This is a genomic window from Pirellulaceae bacterium (assembly GCA_029243025.1).
Taxonomy (GTDB): Bacteria; Planctomycetota; Planctomycetia; order Pirellulales; family Pirellulaceae.
The window spans coordinates 77,324-98,496 of the sequence record JAQWSU010000027.1; the positions used below are offsets into that span (position 1 = coordinate 77,324).

The following is a 21,173-nucleotide window of genomic DNA, read 5'->3' on the forward strand; positions in this document are numbered from 1 at the left end:
ACGCGGGGGACTGTTTTTTGTAAGGCTAGATTTCGAGTTCTGACCATGACTCGTCGGCGGCAAGTTCAAACAGTTTGTCGTGGTCTTGGAAAAGGCTTTCTTGGTCGAGCAGCGGTAGATCCAGTTGTGTTTCGTTGAATTCCAACAAAGATCTTGGGTCCAATTCGACTTTCGACACGGGCTCGTTATTGGCTTGCAAAATGAGGTCAGTTGAGGCGGGAGTAATCCATGAACTGCCTGTGGCAGCTGGGGCGTTATAGCTTCCCGATTGAAATGCGGCGACCAAGTCTCCGCTATCGAAATCACCGTCACAGTTCCAATCGCCGGTTGCCCAGGTTGCGTTGTTTTCTTTTTCGTCTTCGTATAGGCCAGCTTGGAAGACAAGCACGAGATCGGAGGAATTGAAAAGTCGGTCCAGATTGGCATCCCCTTCAGTCGTTTGAAGAACGCCTTGGATCAGTTCGCGATGGTCCTGTAAATCAACGTTCTCGTCTCCTGTGAGGTCGAACCGTACATCCGGATTGGCTTGCTGGATCTCGTTGCACAACAAGGTGATGTCATCATTGTTGACGACCCCATCCGCATTGAAATCGCCTCGGATTTCAACGTCGCCTTGGTACTGGCCAGGAGTAGGGGCGGCACCAACCCAAGCGGCAGCATCATTGCCATACCCGCCGCTCACGGATCTCTGGAGCGTGAGGCCGTTGCCGGCCGTGTTGGGCCACGGTTGCAGATTGTCGTAAATGACTTCGTCTTCCAGCATACGCGGAATTGTGTTGGGGGCGTCGGCGGGCGGGCTGTCCGGCCGTTGGATCGCGATGCGTTCTCCCAGATTACTCAGCTTTCCACGGTAACCGCCGATGACCGCCACGGATTCGTCGAGTGAATAATGGGCACGAAATGCGGCTAATCGGGTTGCATTATCAGGGGCTGCTGAATCCCAAGCGACTAACACGATCGAGCCATTTGCAGCAACGGTTGTCTGGGGCGTAAAGTCGAAATCAATTCCGCCTCGAATTCGCCAATTGGTTAGCTCAAGCGGGGTGCCAGTCGTGTTACTGATTTCAATAAACTCGAGATCGTCAGCAGTCAGAGTTGGATCGATAACGATGGCGGCCAGATTCGGGGTATCTGGTTGATACTGCACTTCGCTAATCAGTACAGGGCCCACGCGGGGTGTGGAGTTGGTTTGGCCCATCGTGACTTGCTGCATTCTGCCCAACCGTCCGGACCCGTTAGGTGTGCGTCCCAAGGACTCGCCGTTGGGTGTCGCCCAGAAATGTACCTCGTCGACGAATTGGCTTACCTGTCCATTGACTAACGTTGTCAGCCAGACATCGTCTCCGTTTGCACCGCTCAAGGAAAAATGATTTGGCGCCGGAGTGAGTGGAGTGGGATTGAAATCCGCCTCATCGAAAACGAGATAGTTGTTCGGAGGCAGGATTGTTCCTGCGGGGATCTGATATTTGGATAATTCACTTCCTGAGTCACTCAGGTACCAGCCACCCATGTCAATTGATTCGGCGCTGGCGTTGTAAAGTTCGATGGAATCGGATGCCGTCAGCGGAGGATCCGTATGAGCAAGGATTTCATTGACGACGATCCCGATTTCAGCGGCGCCAGCCTGTCCAGGGGATCCGCCCCGTTCAACGCTGCCGCGCCAACGATAGTGCTTGTTGAGTTGATCGGTGGGGGTTGAGCTTTCGTCGGCCAGTTGTAAGCTGGCGCCGAGCCCATCGGCACTCTGAGGCCAGAGTGCTCCGTCCTGATAATCGAGTGCCACGATCAGGCGGTCTGCCGCGTCCTTTAACTCAATCTGTTCACCTCCGTTGTTCAGATTTCCATCCGTAAATTCGCCCAACACGCGCGGACTGTCACCGTACCGCAGGCGGAATGCAGTTTCGTTGCGTACGAGCACAGCGTGTTCGCCAGCTGTTAAGTCGATGTTTGGAAAGACAAAATCAATTCCGGCATTGAAGTAACTGCCGACTAAATTGACTGTCGCGTCGCTAAGATTTCGTAATTCGATGAATTCGAAGTCGTCGTCGGTCGCTGCAGGCAGTTGGGCTAATTCAGCTGCCGTTGGATCGTGGGGGTGATAATTAACTTCGGTCATGACGATCTGAGGTGTTTCGGTGACGAAAATCTCAGTGGCCAAACTGGTCCATGTGTTCTGACCATCGACGAACAATCGAGCATTGATTTCTGTGTTTTCCGAGATCGTGATCGGGCGGTCATATTGGTAAACGTTCTCGGGCAGTTCCAGGTCCGTGGAGGTTGCGACAAGCTCAGCGTCAATCAAAAAGTCACTGCTACTTGGATTTGCATTGAGACCTTGAATGATCAGGTAGTTCTTGCCTTCTTGAACATATTTTGCGGATCGGCTGACATCAAAGTCAAGGAAGGTTACCGCGGTGTTGTCACCGTGTGTGCCTGTGGCTCTTGCGTTGTAAGGCAGGTCATCGATCGGGAGTTGGCTTGCGTTACCAGGTGCGTTGGCACGAGCAATTTCAACCGGCGTGTCAAGTGCGGTGTGCCAAAGGTATGCGACAAATCCGTCATCGTAACGCATGCGCAGCCGCAGGCTATTGGCGTCCGCCTGCTCCGCGGTGGCATCGAAGGGAATTCGAACGTACACGGACGTATTGGCGTTGTTCATCTCGCTTTCAACATCGGTGCGAATATACGGGTCGTAGGTCGTGTTTTCGTCGTAACCTACCCCCAATCGACCACGAGTCCAGCTCTCGCCGTTCGTACCGAGTACGTAATTGGGGTGCATGAAACAATCGGTTGGGGTGTCCAGTGACAATGAGTCACATTCGTTGATGAGATTGTTGTTACTGGGCACCAGGATGTCTGCCGAACTGCCACCTGAGAATAGTTTCAATTCGTCTCCGACGACCACCGGTTGCCGAGGATCAGAACCGTCGGTGGTGTAATAAGCCGTTTGTCCGTTGGGGACTCCGAGTGAGACGGATGCGGGGGCTGTTACGGCGCCACCCGCGGGCGTCATGGTGGGGCCAGCTGGGAACTGTTCATCGATCCATTCAGTGCGACGCTCTACAAAATCCTTCATGATGTAGATGTAGTCGCCATATTCATTAGGGCGTCCACCTCCCGGTAGTGGTGAGCTCGGGCAACTACCTTGTCCGAAAAAGCAATTTGGCCATTGGTAGGAAGCAACGTTGTTCCACTTGTCGAAATTGCGGGAGATTGGATTAGAAGGTTGGCTGGAAAGCGGACGATCCAAACGTGGATTGCCATTGGACAGGGCATTCACTGCCGTGTCGATGTCGTTCAGCAAAGATTCGGTGCTCCAGACCGAGGCGCGCAATTCCTGCCAACGATCGATCACGCGTTGTTCGAAATTGGGATCTTCAAATAGGCGGTCCCAGTAGGGGTACTGGGAACTGCTGATGCCGGTGTGGTACCAGCCTTCGGGATAAGCGCCCTGCAAGTAATTACCATTCCCAAGCGAAAGATTGAAATCCCACGCCGGCCCCTGCTCGATCTTGCCACCTCGATCCTTGTGGTAGTAAGTACTGAGGCGGAAGCCGTCAATGTTCTTCGTCATCTCAACCAGTAGCCATGTCTCCGCCCATGAGTCGACGTCGATATATTTTGCGTAGCCGACGTCGGGGTTAGTAAAGTTGGGGCCATACAAGGCTGCTTCAAATTCGTTGATGTGGCTTCGGAGCCAGTTTTTTTGCGTTGTGGTGATCTGGCTGTCATCCGGATCGACCATACGCAGTTCCTGGTTACGACTGGTGGTGAAAGGTTGGTCACCCGCCCCCGGTTTGTCTTTCTTCCAGATATATCCGCCGGTGATCTCCGGAGCACTGCGATCCTGAGGAGTGATCTCAGCGATATCTACCCGGTTATCGTCGATCTTGATTTTTTCAAGCAAAACGTAGGTGCCACGATAGTCACCTCGGTAACTCACGCTGCCGCCGCCTTGATTGACAAAGACTTCGACCAAGCGAGCTCGCGGCGCATAGAGCCCTGCGTTGTTGCTCCACAAGAATGTCATGTAGTTGTTGAGTTGTGTCTTGTCCGAATAAGGGCCATTCAGCACCCAGTCAGATTCGGCTGGCAGCCCGAAGAACGAAGCAGCTTTGTCATCGGCTCGAGACGCGCTGATCGGTCGAGTGTCGGAATTAAGTTCGTCCCATAACTCGAGGGCGTATTGTTTTTTGGAGAAGCCCTGTGACGATTGGCCGCGAATTCTCATGCCACCGCGACCACCGAAGTCGGGTTCATCCAGGATGCTGGCAGCGCCGTCTTCGCCCGGGTCGATAAAGATGCCTGCCACCGGTTGCAGTAGTCGATCTTGGCTCTCGATATTGCCCCCAAAAGATTCAAACACCATGATGGGCAAATTCGACGTGAAAGGTTGACCATCTTCGAAGGAGTTTAAACTCGAATCTATTTTTACAAAACTTTCACTCCGAACCGGACCGGGGCTCTTGTCGGGTGTGAATGCTCTCGCACGAATTCGAGTCGAAGATGAGATTCGAATTGGGCCGGTGTAAAGCGTTGATCGGTCATTGGGGATGGCACCGTTTGTGGTGTAACGAATCTCCTTCCCGCTGGATGTCAACGAAAGTGAGAAAGACGAAACAAAGGTCTTGGTTTCATTTGAGAAAAAGACCTCTCCGGTTGGCGGTATTTCCTCACCAGCGCCATTGATTTCTCCGGGCGTAGGTCGACCGAAATACTTGCGATCACCAAATGTGTTGGAGGTTGCCGTTAATTGAGGGCGGATGAGAAAGTCTTCGTCATCTGCCGCTAGATTGAGGCCGTGGATCGCAAGTACATTTTCGCCGGTGGTCAATAGATTCGCACTCGAAGAAATGTTGATTGAAGTTGTTTCTAGACCCAACTCCCCAGCGCCGGCGAATAGCTTCAAGTCCAGCACATCGTGTGTGTTGCCGGCTGCTCCCGTCGCAGCCGTGAATCCGGTCCACAGCTTCGTCACACCACCAAATAGTTCAGACAGGTCGACGTTGGCTGATAGCGTTGGCGAGTCCGGCCGTTGGTCGAGATCAGAGAAATAGACATGCATCACCTGGTTGGGACCGTCATAGTCGACCCAAACATACCGAGTATCCACACCCGGGCCCGGACTGCCTGCGATGAATGGTTCGCCATTGAAACGTGTAACAGGGATACGCGCTAGGTTACCGTCGCGACTGGTGTTGATTCCGATGTGCGATGGGAGGCTGTCATCAGGATCAAAGGATCCGGTATTGTAGGTGTCGAACTCAATTGCCACGAACGTCATTCCTGATCCATCCAAGCCCAATTGGCCGCCGCTGCCGCCCAGGCGATTGTTGCCACCTGATTGGAGCACGAAGGTCATGCCGTCGCCCCCAAGACCATCTGGATCAAAGCCACCGGCTGGACTGTGGGCGTTGATCTTCATGGAAGCGGTAAAAGAATAGTTTGAACCAAGCTCCAACGGTTCCGTCAGCCAAGCTGCACCTGTCTGGTTTAATTCGCTATCGGTGAGTTGGAGCCGACCGTCAACCCAGCTGGCATCACCCACCAACGTGAAGTCATCGCGATCATCTCCGTCCTGAAAGTTGTCGTACTCGACGGATGCGGTTGTACCGCCGTGCTCGGCGGTTGCTGTTGCATCCCATGTCAAACTATCAGGCGCCGCACGACTGGCGACTTCCGTTCCGTTTAGATAGGCAACAAAACCATCGTCATAGTTCATGTTGAGTTGGAGCGTGTTGTAGCTGGGGGCATTTGCTGGGATGGTGAATGCCGAACGAAGGTAAGCCGATGCTGTTTGCCCACGCATGGATTCAATATCGCCATCCGCTGAAATCAGCGTCGTGAAGTCACCGTCATCGGGGGACTGGTCATAGCCAATCGCGGCCGATGTCGATTGCCAGCCTGAATCGTCGAAGCTAGTAGCCGTCCATTCGGCAGCGGAGACATCTGTAGCTGCGGAGTTCGGGAGTAGCAAACGAGATGCCTGAGTCGGATCGAGCAAGATCTCCGACATGGATGTTTGTTCTGGGCCGTAAGAGATGTCATCGTATTGTTCTGGGAATGGATCAAATTCATCGACAATTGTGAATCCGTCGTCCGCGACCAAAGCCAAGTATTCGCCTCCCCGACTTAGCTTGAAGTTGGTGTGTAATTCCGAGTCTGCGCTGTCGCGATCTTTGCCCGAAGCAAAAACGACAATGGTGTCACCCGCTTCGAGTTCAATGTCGGGGAATTGCCATTTCTTCGGGTTGTCTTTCTCATCGGTCAGATGCCACCCATCGAGTTCAAGGGTCTGTCCGGTGGGGTTGCTGATTTCAAGCCAGTCTGATGGATCTTTGTCTTGGTCTTGAAGCACTGTCTCATTGGAAGCCATGATCTCGGAAATTAATAAGTTGGCGGCCAATACGACTCGAGGTTCCAATGACTCAAGTGAGGGCGATGATTTCCGACGGGCCCGGATTCGCTCGCGCCTTGAGCCGCTTGGGAACAAAAGATCACGCTTGGTTAGATTCGAATGAGGTTGCTTCATTAGATGTGCCTTGTTATTTGCGACAGCTTGTAGCCCCGGTTGGGCTACGGTACGAGAGGCCCCGATTGTCTGCCACGCCGAAGAAATCGCCCTAAAGTTTTCATGTAAAGAAATAAGCAGCGAATTCGCCTGCGGCGTGATTTCGGGGGGAGAGCCCCTAATGCGATCCTAATTTAAGCCACAATTCGACGCAAGTATTCTGGCTTGGTTCCAAAGAATAGACGCCGTTTAGTCGTTAAGCATTTCGCTTAATTGACGTGTTTCTAGGTAGAGCTTGGTAAGATTCGGATCTTTTGGGTTGAGTTGCGCTGCGATCTCAAGATGTCTCACCGCTTCCGGCAGTTTTTTGTCGTTGATCAACAAACGCCCCAACATGTAATGGCCATCTGCAAAATCTGGCCGAGATTCAACCGAAGCGCGAAGGGCGACGATCGCGCCCCGTGGGTCATTCTGGCGATTCAAGCAACTGGCCAGGTTGTAATGGGCCATGGTGAAATCGGGTTTGAGTTGAATCGCCTGGCGATATAAATCGGTTGCCGCCTGAGCGTCTCCTTGATAGGTTTTGATGATGGCGAGCCGAAATTTTGCCTCGACGGCGTTGGGGTCTTGAGCAAGGGCGAGAGTCAGTTGTTCTTCCGCTTCGAGAAGTCTTTGTTGTTTCGCACTGCGAGCAAGGGGGCTATCTGGAGCGCCGGTTCGGATCAAGGCTCTGGCGAGCAGAATTTTCCCCCAGGGCGAATCTGGATATTTCTTGACCGTTGATTGCAATAAATTAATCGAGGCTTGGAGCTCCCCTTTGCCAAATAGCAAATCCGCATCCACAAGGTCGGCTTTGAGCCCTGTCTGGCGGTTGTTCACGTCCTCCAGTAAAGGATCCGACCAGCGAAGATCCGATTGAGTCATTGCTTTTTCTCGCATCCGTTCCGCTGTTTCGATCTGCCCCAGACGTCGTAGTGCTTCCGCCATCAGCAAGTGTAGTGACTGTCTTTTGCCGCGAAACTCCCCACGGTTTGTGAGATGCTGATCTAGTGCTTGCAAACGCGCTAAACTCGTTTTGTATTTGCCTCGCATAAATAGCAGTCGGGCTTCCGCCATCCTCGCCCGTGGATTGTTGTCATTACGATCAAGGAAAGTTTTGAGCTCCCTTTCTGCCTCATCTAGTTGTGAAAGTTCCAGCAGTATCTCAATCCGCATGAGTCGCGGTTCCGGGGGCGTGTCGTCACACAAAGCCACCGCCGTTTTTAAATGAGTGTCAGCCTGCTGGGGGTCAAGTTGTGCAACCGTCTTGGCCCGGTAATAGGGCCAGCGAAAATCCGTCGGGGCGAGTTTGGCTGCTTGTTCGTAGCAAATGCTGGCGGGCTGATGGAATTTATGCGCGTGCAGGATCATGCCGAGTTCGCCCCAGGTGGCTGGGAGGCGTGGACTGACCTTGACCTGTTGACGGGCCTGATCGATGGCTTGGAGAACTGCGGAATCTACCCCTTCACTTTCAATGGTCGGTACTGCTGCCAGGTTGACACGATGTCGACGGATGAATTTCCAGCTTTGGCTAAAGCCGCCAATCAGTAGCAAGGTGGCCGTAAATACCAGGAGAACCATTATCCATCGGCCCCAGGGGCGCTTGGCAGTGCGAGCGTGCCGTACCCGTTCGTCTTGGCCGTCCTGTCGCTTTGTTTTTTTTCGCTTTGTCATGTTCTTTCAGTGAAGGGCCGACGGTCATCGGGAGCCAATAAGCGGATTAGGTGGCTACTCAACGCTTTGTCCGTCGCCACGGCGAACCGTCACATATTGGTCAACTGCGGGGCCGGGAAACGTCTCCTTGGATCCATCCGGCCAGATCACTTCGATCGAATCAATGGTGACCTTTTCTCCGAGTCCGAAATGAGCTCGGGGATCGTTGCTGGATAAGTAGCTGTAACCTGGATTAATCCATCGCATCCAACGCTGATCGCCGGCGTTTACGTAAACTTCAGCGCCGTATGCGTCACGGTTAAGTTGAGGGTCAATCGCCCGGATACCGAGCCAATGTCCGGCTTGCTTCGCGACGTTGCGTAACAGGCTTGGGCGATCAGCGATGCGTGTTACAAGTAAATCCATATCACCATCGTTATCGAAGTCTGCACAGGCAAGGCCGCGAGAGACGCTGCCTAAACCGCTCAGGGCGGGGGTGTCAGCTGAGCGATCGACGAATTCTCCGTTGCCCTCGTTGATCATCACCTGATCACGCTCCGCGTAATCGCGCCAAAAATCAGGTAGCTCCTCGGTGGTTGGCATTTCGGAGCCGCTGATTCGATCGACCCGTCCATTGGCAATTATTAAATCTAAATCGCCGTCGTTCTCTAAGTCTGCCATCGCCGTCCCAAAGCCAGTTCCTCGCCAGGCGGCAGCGGCCAATCCGGATGTGGCCGTCTTGTCAACAAAGACTCCAGGAGGTCCTTGGCTCCATAGCGTGTGTGTTTCCGAGGTGAGGTGGGTCACGAAGATGTCAAAGAGACCGTCGTTGTCCACATCGCCAATTGCGACGCCCATATCTGCCTCGGTTTTTCCCATGCTGTTGTAACCAACTCCGCGCGTGACCGCTTCCTCCCGAAATGTGCCGTCTTTTTGATTGATCCATAGATGGTTGGCTTGGCCATCGTTTGCGATGAAGATGTCAGGCCAACGGTCGGCGTTGAAGTCCGCACAGAATACGCCGAGCCCTGGTCCGGCATGTTCGCCCAGTCCGGACGGAATGGTGACATCAACAAATTTCACATTTCCGTCGTTGTCGATTCCCTGGTGTTCAAACAGTCGGGTGACGCGGCCCTTAAACGCGTCTGGCCCGCAGTAGTCGGGTCGGCCTCCCCCGTCGCGACACTTTCGAGATGGATCATAGTTGACGTAATTCACCAGCAGCATGTCGAGAAGGCCATCACGGTTGTAGTCGAAAAAGCATGTCGAAGTTCCCCACATGCGATTCTCCAAACCACAGGAGTCGGTGATATCTACAAAGTGGGGTTCGGTGCCTTCGGTCCGGTTAAGTAGCAAATGAGCTTGGCCATAATTGTTCAACAGTACATCTGTTTTGCCGTCGTTGTTCACGTCACCGCAGGCGACGCCCATGCCGTAAGCAGCGATCCCAAGTCCTGATCCTTCCGTCACATCGAGGAAGCCTGTTGGGGTTTGACGATATAGTCGGTTGGTCTTGCCTGTCTCAGAGCCATTGTTTTGCAGGAGATAGAGATCCAACAAGCCGTCCCCGTCATAGTCGAGGAAGGCCGCTCCGGAACCTACGCATTTGGGCATGAAATAGGTTTGTTCGTGATCTGCTGGGTCGTGGACGAAAGTGACCCCGAGCGTGTCGGTTGCTTCTTCAAAAAGGGGAGCGGTTGGCTTGGTCGGCTCACTGGATGTCGAATCGATCGATGCCTTGTGACTGCAACCCCAGCAGGCGATTGTCAGAAGCGATAAGCCTGCCACCAGAAAGGAAGGAGCTCGGTGCGGAAACATTGCGTTGGTCAAAACCTGTCGACTCCTGATCTGAAAAATGGGTTCGCCTGTTGGGTGATTGTGGGACACGCGAACAGACGTTTCGGTTGCGTCTCGTTCTCATTCTGCTCGACGGGGCGCCGAATTTGAATGATTCGTGGAATGTGCAGCGTGAGGCAATTTTGAGTTCAGAAAGGGAGCAAAATCCGCCTCATCCTTATCATAGCTCATTCGTGTCATTTGGCGGGGTGGACGCCGCGGGAAAAGAGGAGCTGAACCGCGGCTTTTTAGCTCCAAATCGACCGCGAAATGCCAGTTCTCGCGGTTTCAGCGACAGTCTGGATCAGCCGTCGAGGGAATTTGGCTGGGCGCGACTCCGTCCTGCTAGACGCGATGGTCAATCGACACTTAGCCGGTTTCCTCTTAGAGGGATTTGTAGAGACCGCTTAAATGGAGCCGATGAGTCATTGATCATTTCCCATTTTGGACCCTTTCGGGCGACGAATGATCGGGGGCTATTTGTAATTTCCGTGAGGGTGGAGTCGTTCGAGCCGTTCGTCTGGCACGACGGTTCGTTGGGTAGACAGATGAAAAAATCAAAAAAAAACGGAAGGCCCATTGGGGCCTCCCGTTATTAATTTTTAATCAGCTGCAACTACGATCGACGAATTCGGAGCATTAGCAGCGAACCGATCAGCAACAAAACGATGCTGGAAGGTTCGGGGACAACCGCTGTTGCTGGATTTGGACCACCGGGTCGTTCTCCACCTTCATAGCCAGCATTGCTGAAAGCTGTAACTAAGTCACCGGAACTGAACTCGAGGTCACCATTCCAATCGCCTTGTCCCCAAGTTGCCTGTTGGCCAGTCTCGTACTTGGCGGCTGCAAATACGGTGACGAGGTCTCCACTATCGAATTGGCCATTCAGGTCGGCGTCACCCATCCAGGTGTTTTTTAAATCGTTAACCCAAATGACGCGGTCAGCCGTGTTGACCTGACCATCTTCGTTGACGTCGTATTCGAGATCCTGGTTAGCGATGCCTATGGAGGCGTGCATGTCCAGATCGTCGGCATCCAACAAGCCATTTCCGTTGTAGTCACCTGGTTTTGTCACCGAGCCATCGTTGTAAGTGAAGTTGTCAACTTCGTAATTATCGAAGGCACCGCCCGTACGAGCAGCGAAAGCAGGCCGCACGACACCCATTTGGTCGAGACCGTCGATGGCTTCATCAAAAACGACGACCGTTGAATCATCGTCACCGTTGGTCAGGACGACGGTCAATTGATCGCCTGAGACGAACACTTCTGCCGTGTGCCAAACATCCGCATCTTCGGTGACAAGATCAAAATCGTCGATGTCCAGATCGAATTGCACCAGTTTCTCGCCATCGTAATGGATAGAAATGTGGTTCCCGACGTTTGGATTCCCTTCAGGTTCATCTTGATCGGCACCATCGTTATTGAAGGTGTCGAAGCCAACGCCCAGGGCTCCCGCCAAATTGGGTTCTTCGTGGGGGCCAAAGTCAATTAGATCGGCACCCGTATCATCGTAAAGTTCGGTCGGTACGAGTAGGAATGCCATTCCGTCCGCTCGATTACTTCCTGGCGAGGTCAAGCCACGGAAATTGAAAGTTGCTACGGTGTCTGCCGTTGCTTCGCTGCCATCGTAGTCGAAGGCAACGACGTTCGCGACGCTACCAGATTCTTCGGCGATCCGAAGATAACCTTCGGTGCTGGCTTCGCCGCCAACCTGAACCAAACTCGGTGCGGCACCGGATTTGTTCCAGGCGGAATAGGGAGATCCGCCAATCAGTTCAGGTTGAGTGATACCACCACCCTGCCCTGGCGTGACGATAATCGAAGCCGTGATCATCTCGTCCGTTTCAAAAGAATTGAAGGTCCAGTCATCTCCCGTGTTCGGGTCGGTGGTTCCTTCGTCAATCGCAATGCTGTCAAGGACGCGACCGTTGTAGTGTACGGAAATCGAATTTCCGCCTTCATTGCCGTTGTCCCAAATGTCGAAACCGACTCCCAAAGAACCGCTGTAGTTGGGTTCTTCAGAGACACCCGGGCCGACTGCGCCAACGGTGTCATGCTGTTCGCTATCGAGATACGACCAGCCAATGCCGTCAGCTTGGTCGTTGGCCGGATCGGCAAACCCGCTGATACGAAAAGCAAAGTCGTGTTGTACCGTGTCGTAATCGCCATCGTACTGCTGGTCCCAAGCGACGGCGGATTGAACGCTGTTTACGCCGTCTTCCGACAGCAGGATCAAGCCCTCATCGAAGCCTTCCTGAGGTTCGTAGTTGTTGTTCCCACCGATTTCCGGGAACGGGTCAACGTCGTAGGAAATAACCGTATCCACGCCACCCAGGCTGTAGGTACTGGTGACACCAGAAACCTCTTGGTTGGCATTTGCACCGCCCGTTCGTGCGCCGAATTGATGGCGTCCGGTGTAGGCCGGCATGAGTGGTACGGCGAAGTCGGCGAAGGGAACAATTGAATCGCCATCTTCATTGGTGAGAACAACGGTGACGTACCCATTCGTTTCTGGGTCGATGATCGGGAAATTCGCGGAAAAATCCTGCGAATAGTTAGGTGCCTGAGCGGTGACGGTAAGGGGTGTCAAAACCCCGGCCGTGATCACACAGGCGAAAAGTAACGTCGGCACTCTCATAGCAGTTCCTCTTTTCTGAAGTACGTCAATGATGATGGGGTGATGCGTGCCGCAAATCGAGTGGTGCGGCTGTCAGGGCTTTGCGGCAATCACGACGAATGTATGATCTGCTGGCCGTGCCCTGGGGTTCCGTCGGTGACGAATTTTCACCGGTTAGAGAAGGAATCTTTAACCATGTAGATAAAGCGTCTACCAGTTTGGACGATAAAATGAGTCGCCTCTTTTGTCAATGAACCAATCGTTCAATGTGACGAAATGTTAACAAATGAAACAGGAGCACCACTGACGCCTACTCCAAGCCGACGGTCTTCTCGAAAGCTGAATGTTAACTTAACGAAACTCATGACGTTCATGGCATTTAAGGGAATGTGACGACTTATTCCTTGTCGCGGAACGTTGATCTGTTTCCAGTGGATTTCTCTCAATCAATCGGAGGTGTCTTTTGAGATGTTCTTTTTCGAGAACGTAAATAGCAATTAGGAACGGTTTGTACCCGCGGACGCAGCCAAGTGTTGAGCACGGTCAGTTTTGCGAGCGAGAAAAGCGAGAGGCCGGTTGGCGATTTCCCGCCTTTAGGAGTCAACAGGCGGAGATCGATGTTCTTGACGTTCCCACCTGAGAAGCGAGTAAAGTCTAACGATGGGATGTTTCAGGAGCGGACACAAAGCTTCCGGACAATTTCGGAGCGTCAGGCCATTTGCCGGCTTTCTATCTCACTGTCTCTGAAAGCTCCGACGTGGACATCGTCGCTGAAACGTGCCCTATCCGCTACTCGGCCATCTTCCAGGATGGCCACGACCTCCGCAAATGACGCGTTTTCCCGCACGTAATGATCCGTGCCGGATATTTTTGCGACTCAGTGCGGGCGTTTGCGTCCCCAGTTTATCCCCAGTTTCGACTGCTGCTGAAAATGGGCATCGGTCACCGTTAGATAATGCTTGTGCGAGATCGTCCGCATGTTGCCCCAGAGAATTTTCTTCTACAAAAAAATCTGGGGTGTGTACCTATCCATGAAGAGATACCACTTGGAAGGTGCCCCCACCCCTGCAGCTCTACAGACCAATCGACTCTGATTCATCACCAGAATTACGGTGGCTCTCCAGTTAAGCTTCACCGACCATTTGCCCCGTAGCCCAAGCTGGCGATAGATTCCTCTTGGGGCGTGAAGATACCTTTTCTGGAAAGTTGAATCACGCCAAAGATCCACAGGGCTACGTGCAGACAGGGCTGTAGATCTGTAGGTTTCAGAAATTTTCTTGATAGCGTGTGGTTTTCGTTTTGATTACTTGGCCGGTTCATTAAAGAGTTCCATGGAACCACACCAAATGAAATATCTGACCATCCTTGCCGCCGTCTGTCTGTTGATGGTCCCGTCCGTTACCTCGGCGCAACGTGACTCGCCGCAAAAGATCTCACCCAACCCGAATCCAGAGGGTAATTTAATAAATGTTCAGTCAAATAACGCTTTTAATAATGAAGAGTTTTTAAACAACGGTGTGATCTCGATCGAACGCCATGCTTGGTTTAATAACCAAGAATCCGGTAGATTTGTGAACAACGGCTATTTGGGAGTGAAAAGCAGGGTGTTTAACTTCGGCCAAATTGAAATCTCCGATACCGGAGTTCTTGAAAACAATGAATGGGGGCAATTTGTCAGTGGCCATAAATTGGTAAATCGCGGCTGGATCCAAAACAGATCGCTTTTTGGTGTGAATAGTGGGGCCACATTCGACAACTACGGTACGCTGGACAACTACTACGGTGAATATGGACCGGGTGGAAACCAACATTCTATTTTCGATAACAACGGAACGTTCAACAACTATGGTGGGGTTGTTAACAAGGGGGGGTGGCAAAATGATCAGGACGGCAGGCTCATCAACCACCAAGGTGCCACGTTTGACAACTGGAGCGATGGAGCGGAAGACTTTAACGGTTGGTTTTTGAATTCCAAAACGATTGAAAATTTTGGTGCTTTTAACAACGTCGGCGTTTTTGAAAATTACGGTGCAATTGTTAACCATTCCACCTTCACCAACGACGGCAATCTCAAAAACGCGGACGGGAATACGTTAGAAACTGCAACCGGCGGCACGCTGACCAACGGCGGCATAATGACGAATAGCGGTACGTTAACCTTTCGGACTGGCTCTACGTTCGACAACACTGGTGGCAGGCTGACTAATTCCGGTGGTCGGATCGAATCGTATATCGACGATCATTACTTCGCCCTGGTGGATTCCAAGAACGCTAACTTTGTGAGGGGGACGGTCAATCTGGAGTCGGGCACCACGTTTGCCAATTACGCCAACATGACCATCACCGGCACGCTCAACAACGCGGCCGGGATGACGCTAGAAAATGGAACCGGCGGCACGCTGAGCAACGACGGCATAATGACCAATAACGGTACGTTAACCTTTCGGACTGGATCTACGTTCGACAACACTGGTGGCAAGCTGACCAATGCCAGTGGTCGGATCGAATCGTATATCGACGATTATTACTTCGCCCTGGCGGATTCCAGTAACGCTAACTTTGTGGGGGGAACGGTCAATCTCGAGTCGGGCACCACGTTTGCCAATTACGCCAACATGACCGCCACCGGTAATCTCAACAACGCGGCCGGGATGACGCTAGAAAATGGAACCGGCGGCACGCTGACCAACAACGGCACGCTGACCAACGACGGCGCGCTGGTCAACGAGGGCATCCTGTTCAACCACGGCACGCTGGACAACTCTCTCGAAGGCACGCTGACCAACAACGGCACGATCGACATGTTTTGGGTTGGAGAGTTTACCAACAACGGTACATTAAACGGTAGTGGCACCATCATAGGTCGCTACACCGACCACGGCCAAACCAAACCGGGGAACTCGGCTGGCGTGATGACGATTGACGGCGATTATTTCAAGGTTGAAGGGAGCAAAGAGATTGAACTGGGCGGCTTGTTCGATGGAGATGGGGACAAAGCCCTTACCGAACACGACTGGCTGGAGGTGACGGGCGACGCCGAACTGTCCGGTACGTTGGATGTCAAATTGATTGACGGGTTTGACCTTGACCGTGGCAACGTGTTCAACTTCCTTCGCGTCGGCGGAATCCTCTCGGGCCAATACGATGGACTGAGCGAAGGCGATCTGGTCGGCAACTTCGGCGGTCAGGATCTGTTCATCACTTACGGTGGTGGCGACGGGAACGATGTGGCCTTGTTTACCAATGCCGTTCCTGAGCCGACGACAACGGTTCTGATCTGGACGATGCTGGCCGGGCTGGGGATGACTGTCAGGCGACGGCGGTAGTTTGAGACGTATAACCAACCAACGACCCCGGTTAAACGCCGTGGTTTTTCATGCGCTCATAGGGGTTGTGGATAGCCGGGTGTCGCGACACCTCGGGTGCTGAACTGAGCCTTGTTCACCGCAAATTGACAAGCACACGACACACGTTTTGCCGTGCAGTTCGTTTGTCAAATTTGCCGTGGGCTAATCATAATCCGTGTGTCGGGGGTTCGGGTCGCTCCTCCACCACTTGAATCTTGACCAGGTCAAGTTATCCGCACGACGACGAGCTTCAGCGTGCGTTGCCAATCCTTAAGGGCCACCTGGCTGATGGTTGAAGAAAATTGAGACGGATGGATTCATGGGAATTGCATCCGTTCAACAGAAAGTAGACCTTGCGGTTGTTGATGAGCTGGCGTGCTGTCGTCTCAGCGGAGCTCGATCAGGGGCGGTTAGTTCGGCTGCTCAATCACGTGCAGTTGATTAATTTGTATCCCCTTGACGGTTTGATGTTGACCGTCGGGCCATTCAATTTCGACGGATTTCACCTGATCTGACTTTCCTAATCCAAAAGTAATTGGCAGCTCAACTTGAGAGAGATAGCTGCGAGTCGGCATCACCGATCGGATCAGTTTTCGATTTGAGTCTAAGTTGACTATCACGCGGGCTCCAATGGCATCGTGGTTGCAATGACGACCAATCAGCTTTAACCGCAAAAAGTTGTGGTTTAGATCTTGGTCGTTTCGCAAAAGCAAAGGGGATCCACCGATTTGAGTCAGCAAGACGTCGAGATCACCATCTTGATCAATATCTGCGAAGGAAGCGCCGCGGCCGACGATCGGAGTGCCGAACTGGTCCCCCAATTGTTGAGAAGTCATGGCGACGAATTCGGAAGATCCGCTCTCGCCTGCATTCCAGAATAACCGTGTCGGTTGTTGATAATGTTGACTGGACTGCACGCTGTTAATTTCGGTTTCAAGATGACCGCTCGCTGCAAGTAGGTCCAGACGGCCATCCAGATCAACGTCTAGGAAGCAAAGTCCAAAGGAAAGGTCCGATCGGGTGGGCGGCCCGAGACCTGTGGGAATCGCATCGTCGGTGAATAGGAGAGACTGATTGTCGCAGATGTAGAGGCCGGTCATTTCATTGGCGAAGTTCGCGATTGCAATCCCAATGCAGTCATCGTTTCGAAATTGAGCGGCGTCAATTCCCATTGCGCCACGAGCCTTTCCTTGTGCATCAAATGCGACGCCTGCGTCAATCGCAATTTCATCAAAAGTTCCGTCTCGTCGGTTAATGAAAATAAGGTTGCGGACTGTGTCATTGGCGACCACTAAATCGATCCAGCCATCGCGGTTGAGGTCGATTGGTGCGATGCCCAGGCTTTTCGCTAACGGAACGCCTGTTGTGGAGTTAATCTGTTCAACGCCACTGCTGGCGGATATATCGGTGAAGTGATCGCCATCATTCCGGAATAAGTACGGTTGTGCCCCGGCAAACGACGTTGGCGGACCATACGCTCGTCCGATTCCTGTGAGTTGAAAATCTTGTGCTGCGTCGATTTCCCGTGTCCATTGGACATAGTTGCAAACGAACAGGTCCAGATCGCCATCATTATCGAAATCGATCCAGCCGCTGCTTGTGCTCCAGCGGTCGTCATCGCCAGCAACGCCCATGCTTTCAGTCACGTCCACAAAGGTGCCAGCTTGGTTTTGAAACAAACGGTTTTGGTGGACTCCTGTCAAATAAACGTCGACGAAGCCATCGTTGTCGTAGTCGCCCACGGCGACACCCATACCGAACATGCGTGTTGCCAGACCCGCGGTTTCGGTGACGTCCTGGAAATTGCCATCACCGTCGTTGGCGTAGAGTCGAGTTGTCGCTTCTGGGTTCTCACCTCGTGAGTCCCAGGGCCAACGTTGTGAATTGACCAGCAAGATATCTTGGTCGCCATCATGATCAAAATCGAGAAACGCGCAGCCGCCGCCCATCGTCTCCGGTAAGAGTTTCTCACCGGTAGCACCGTTTTCGTGCAGGAACGTCAGGCCGGCGGCTTGGGTGATGTCGGTGAACGGTGTTGGAGGAACTGGCGCAGATTGAACATCTCGTACCTCCGGCAGCGTGATCGTCGGATCTGTATCCGCGACGACCTCTGGATCGCGGTTCAAATAGATCACGATTGCTCCCACGACAACCACCAAGCCAATAATGATTATGAAGGATCGTCGGAAGGCGCGTCCAATAACGGCATCGTCTGAACGGCCGACGTCGGTTGGATCGTTCGTCAGTTCACTAGGGGGTGGAGGCTTCAAGGACAGGTTCCCGCTCTGGAAGGCGAAGAGCATCAGTTGATGCCGTAGGTGGGGATGGGGAGATGCTTCGTAAAAGGTCGTAAACCACTACGGCGTTGGCGGCATGATTGGCCGCTGGATAACGTTGTCGTGCGGCAGCGACGGCCCGGTCGCGGGCGTTGTCGTCGGGCTTGTATTTCAAGTGCATCTGTTGGTGATGGGTTTGCTGGGACGCATCGCCCTTGGCAGCGTAAAGTAATTGCAAATTGTAATGAGCTGTCACGTTTTCAGGGTCAATGACGAGCGTTCTTTGAAACCATGTAATGGATTCGTCAATGAGTTGATCTTTTTCGGCTCGCCGACTTTCACCTCGCATTGCCCGCGATTTCTCGAACAGCGTCTGACCGAGCAGATTAATGATCTCGTAATCCTGGCTGAAGTCAAAGCCTCGGTCAATCTGTTCTTGCGTGCGTTCTTCGAGGATGCTTCGGAAGTTTTCTTCGGCCTCGTCAAGCCTTCCTTGTTGTCGATTGACTAAACCGCTTAGCCAGGCGAGCGTCCAAGCAGGTGGAGGCGGGTTGGTGTGCTGGGCGGCTTGTCGAATTGCAGTCGTTGCTTCGTCCAATCGCCCTTCACGAAACAAAACTCTAGCCAGGTTAAGAGGGCCGTCGTACCGATTCAATTTGGCGACTTGTTCAAAGGCTTCGGACGCTTGGCGAAGCTCAGCTTTTCCTTTTAGTAATGATCCAATCCCGTAGTCGTTCCATCGCTGCCAAACGGGAATCCTATTCGGACTCTCGAAGGCTTGGATTTGGTCAGCCGATGCGGTCCCCCCGACGACGGGCAGCAAGATGCGATCTTCCGCTAAAGTCGTGATCGGTAGGTCGTTGTGATATCGATCGGGAGTGGCCTCCTGTCCAATCGATGGATCCTCCAAGGATAAGTGCTTGGCAACGATACGCATATATTCTTGGTTGAATTTTCGATATTGAAGCTTGACCTCAATTTCCAGTGGTGCCGTGCTGCCCACCGGTACGTCGAGACCATAGTGTACGGTCTGACCGGCCCCCGGTGGAATTTGATGGTTGTAAAGTGGAATGAAGATGTCCTGAGCGTTACGGCGATTGATTCGATAACCTTCACGGTCAAGCATGAATACGTTGACAAAATGACTCCAAGGATCGACTTCACTCTGTTGGTCGAGTTGTCCACTGCGGCCGACGATTTTTCCTTCTTGACGAGCAATGATCTCTAGCCAAATTTCGTTCGAGTCGGCGGTGCCCTGGGTGAAGTGGTGTCCCAGGCTGAGCGTGCGAATTACCACTTCCAGTAAATAACGTTTGCCCGGCTCCAGTTGCGGTCGATCGGGACGCAATGGTGCAACTAACTTTCCTTCAATTGTGCCACCTTCACGGAGGCCGAAGATGTCAACACGCACGCAATCTTTGAGGAAGTCTTGATGGGCTTCTAAAACCTGAGTGTGGCCATGCCAATGCGGTAACGCCGTGTTCGCTCCGAGAAATAAATGGTTATGGATACTCGGGACAGTCGTTGTGTCGAACGGCTTGGCACCAAAGTCGTCAGACGGTTTCAGCGGCATGTGGCAGCCGTTGCAATTTTGTTCCGCCCGTTTGGGGTAGTAAAAACTTCGCGCCCCGTGTCCGGATACTCCACTGAGTAGAAATGAATCATGATGGTTTTGGCCACGCAAGAATTTGTAGTCGTTTACCGTTTCAGGAAGATGGACTTTGTGGCAGACCGAACAGAAATCAGCTTCTTGGTGGAAGGGTTTGAGAAAGGTCTTTTTGTGAAAGGACGGTTTTGCCTTGACGAGTTGTTTGTTGACCCATTTTAAAGCTGGGTTCTTGCTGAAAGCGAACGGATAATGGAGGGGTTCTTCGATGGTGTAATCAGCATTTCCTCGGGGGCTGTTGACGTTGGTAATCGCATGGCAGACGGTGCATGTAATCCCTGCATGAGCGGTTGGATTATCAACGTCATTGAATTGAGGATTATCCAATTGACCGGAAAAAAATGGGACAGGATCGTGGCAGCCTGCGCACCATCGTACTCGTTTCGTGTCTCCGTCCTTTTGCAAAGAGACATCTCGCGTTTCGCGCACACTGACAAGATAGGCCGGATTGTTGAATGAGCTGAATCGGTGAGCACTTTGGGCCCAGTCGGCATGGCTGTCGGCGTGACATTCCTTGCAGTACTGGTCGTTCATTAAAACTTCTTGCGGGATGAATTTCCCCGTGTCCGTTCGTGCCAAGGAAGGCTCAAAATAGGTTTCTCCTGTTTTTGAACCCACTTGATACCAGCCTCTGGGATCTGAACTGTGCATGGCGATCATCACGATACAAGTGGCTCCTGCTGCCGCAAGATAGCCGATTCCGAGTTTCCACTTGATAGGTGGTCCTGCCAAACGGTGAAGCCAGTAGAACCAAAGGATTACTAAGGGACTCAGAACGTGAAGCCAATAAAAAAACTGGCGTGTCGTCGGAGAGCGAATTTCCAGCGGGCCAGCCCGCGTTAACAAGAGACCGGTCGCTAATAGGATCAGGCTGGCGAAAAATAGTGCGTAACCCATTCGGACTGCACGACGGTTCTTGCGCCGCCATGTGTTCCGCATATGATAAAATGAAAAGATGAGAAACGGAGCTATCAGTACCAAACCCAACACCAAATGCGCCAAGAACATGTATTGATAAAAAAAGTTTTGATAGCTTCGAGAAGTTAACTCTTCAATGCAGGTGACGGTCACCAAGTAAAGGGAATTCGCACCAATCAGGGCGACCAGCAACAACAGCACACCGAGGAGTCGGCGCAAGGCGGGAGTCACCGCCGGTTGATAGGGCGGTCGTCGGTTGTCGGTGGAGCTTCGAGAAGTGGCCATCGGTGGCTTCAGTGGATTCCTCGAA

Annotated in this window: 7 protein-coding genes; 1 reads left to right on the top strand and 6 read right to left on the bottom strand. The window is 52.6% G+C overall.

The features are described 5' to 3' along the window. Positions 1–25: 25 nt before the first annotated feature. The 4 genes from P8N76_12260 to P8N76_12275 all read right to left on the bottom strand — a co-directional run bounded on the left by P8N76_12260 (position 26) and on the right by P8N76_12275 (position 12,677). The gene (locus tag P8N76_12260; protein ID MDG2382434.1) at positions 26–6,532 is read right to left on the bottom strand and encodes a lamin tail domain-containing protein; all 6,507 of its coding nucleotides are present in this window, start codon (positions 6,530–6,532) and stop codon (positions 26–28) included. A 228-nt stretch (positions 6,533–6,760) separates the two neighbouring features. Beyond that, positions 6,761–8,224, bottom strand: coding sequence for a tetratricopeptide repeat protein (locus P8N76_12265; GenBank protein MDG2382435.1), 1,464 nt, complete (start codon positions 8,222–8,224; stop codon positions 6,761–6,763). Between the two features lie 54 nt (positions 8,225–8,278). Beyond that, positions 8,279–10,033: a CRTAC1 family protein gene (locus tag P8N76_12270; protein ID MDG2382436.1), complete on the bottom strand. Its 1,755-nt coding sequence runs from the start codon at positions 10,031–10,033 to the stop codon at positions 8,279–8,281. 622 nt (positions 10,034–10,655) lie between these two features. Then, entirely contained in the window at positions 10,656–12,677 is a 2,022-nt protein-coding gene (locus P8N76_12275; protein ID MDG2382437.1) for a PEP-CTERM sorting domain-containing protein, read from the bottom strand. A 1,325-nt stretch (positions 12,678–14,002) separates the two neighbouring features. Here P8N76_12275 and P8N76_12280 point away from each other — a divergent pair. Continuing rightward, complete coding sequence (locus P8N76_12280) at positions 14,003–15,982, top strand: PEP-CTERM sorting domain-containing protein (GenBank protein ID MDG2382438.1); 1,980 nt, start codon at positions 14,003–14,005, stop codon at positions 15,980–15,982. 431 nt (positions 15,983–16,413) lie between these two features. Here P8N76_12280 and P8N76_12285 read toward each other — a convergent pair whose 3' ends face one another. Beyond that, positions 16,414–18,273, bottom strand: coding sequence for a CRTAC1 family protein (locus tag P8N76_12285; GenBank protein MDG2382439.1), 1,860 nt, complete (start codon positions 18,271–18,273; stop codon positions 16,414–16,416). Next, positions 18,254–21,148, bottom strand: coding sequence for a multiheme c-type cytochrome (locus P8N76_12290; protein ID MDG2382440.1), 2,895 nt, complete (start codon positions 21,146–21,148; stop codon positions 18,254–18,256). The genes P8N76_12285 and P8N76_12290 overlap by 20 nt, the downstream gene beginning before the upstream one ends. Positions 21,149–21,173 lie beyond the last annotated feature (25 nt).